At 63.6% G+C, this 771-nt stretch carries 2 protein-coding genes; both read right to left on the bottom strand.

Annotation, left to right across the window (positions count from 1 at the left end; genetic code table 11):
* Positions 1-9 precede the first annotated feature (9 nt).
* Positions 10-396 carry an IS1 family transposase gene (locus B9A24_RS01565; RefSeq protein WP_084443377.1) on the bottom strand — a complete coding sequence of 129 codons (387 nt, stop codon included), beginning with the start codon at positions 394-396 and terminating at the stop codon, positions 10-12.
* Between the two features lies 1 nt (position 397).
* Positions 398-771: transposase-like zinc-binding domain-containing protein (locus tag B9A24_RS01560; RefSeq protein WP_449404353.1), on the bottom strand; the 374-nt coding region annotated here is incomplete at its 5' end.

Raw genomic sequence — 771 nt, 5'->3', positions numbered from 1 at the left:
GGTAGTGGGTTAATCTAAGGTGATTTCGCTATTATGGTGGTCGATGGCAATTTTAATGCGGTGGTGGTGGCTGCTTGGGCATTTGCTGAAGGAGCGCGAACGGCGCACCAGCACCCCGCAGCGGTGGCGCAGTTTGCCGTTGAGGGCTTCGACGACGCGGGTACCTGTTTTGCCTACGATGTGGGCCTCGGCGGGCAGGACCTCCGGGTAGGCCCGCCACGCATCGGTAAAATACTGGGTGTGGCGGCGGTAGCGCCGGGGCAAGGCCTGCCAGAGGCGCTGCAACGTCGCCGTGCCCCGCGAACCCAGCACCCAGGCCACGATGCGCCGGCTGGCGCGCTCGACGGCCAGCCACAGCCAGACTTTGCGCTTTTTTCGGCCCACAAAGGTCCACATCTCATCGAGCTCCAAGGCCTCCCACCGCTTCCGTTGGGCCTTTCTCGGGCGAAGGCGCGGCAGGGGCGGGGCCGAAGCCGCCGCTTTTTTTTACGCGTTTGGCAATCGTGTTGCGCGCCACGCCCGTGGCGCGGGCGATGCTGCGCAACGAGTTGCGTTCCAGCAGCAGCTGGTCCACCTGGGCGTACTGCCGCGCTTTTTCCACGGCCGCTGGCTGGAAATAGCCTTGGTGACCGCAGGCTTTGCACTGGTACTTGGCCCGCCCGCCGCTGTGGCCGTTGCGCCGAATTTGTTCACTGGCGCACTTGGCGCAAAAATGCTGCGTGTAAACCATGAACCAAAGTACGCTGCTCACCCTGAATGAACCCACTACCC

Origin of the sequence: Hymenobacter roseosalivarius DSM 11622 (genome assembly GCF_900176135.1) — a bacterium.
Taxonomy (GTDB): Bacteria; Bacteroidota; Bacteroidia; order Cytophagales; family Hymenobacteraceae; genus Hymenobacter; species Hymenobacter roseosalivarius.
The sequence above is the reverse complement of the archived record's forward strand: the minus strand, read 5'-3'. Positions and strand labels throughout refer to the sequence as shown.